The sequence below is a fragment of the Ursidibacter arcticus genome, from assembly GCF_009761375.1.
Classification (GTDB): domain Bacteria; phylum Pseudomonadota; class Gammaproteobacteria; order Enterobacterales; family Pasteurellaceae; genus Ursidibacter; species Ursidibacter arcticus.
Genome location: NZ_LEKM01000146.1, coordinates 1 through 331 on the forward strand (window position 1 = coordinate 1; position 331 = coordinate 331).

At 42.0% G+C, this 331-nt stretch carries 1 protein-coding gene; it reads left to right on the plus strand.

Annotated elements, in window-relative coordinates:
• On the plus strand, positions 1 to 237 hold a 237-nt coding region (locus A1D25_RS06600), incomplete at its 5' end, for a helix-turn-helix domain-containing protein (protein ID WP_157394903.1).
• Positions 238 to 331 lie beyond the last annotated feature (94 nt).

The following is a 331-nucleotide window of genomic DNA, read 5'->3' on the forward strand; positions in this document are numbered from 1 at the left end:
AATGATGCAGTATCTCGAATGGAGCGGGGAACAACCATACCAACAATTACACGTTTACTTGAGTTATCCGAAATTTTTCAATGTGAAATTGCAGATTTGGTTACCGATACAAGCTATCGAGCGGTTGATCAGGCGAGAGCTTTAGAGAAGTTATTAGATCAGCTTGAAGATGTGGAGCGAGCGGAGCTATTGTTGTTAATTGAGAAGATGATTGATTGGAAACATAAGGCAAGCTAGGGGTAGGTATAGTGGAGCCAAATTATTCCATTGTAGGGGCGGGTCCTGTGCCAGCCCGAATATTTGATAATGGAGTGTAATGGACAAAAATGTG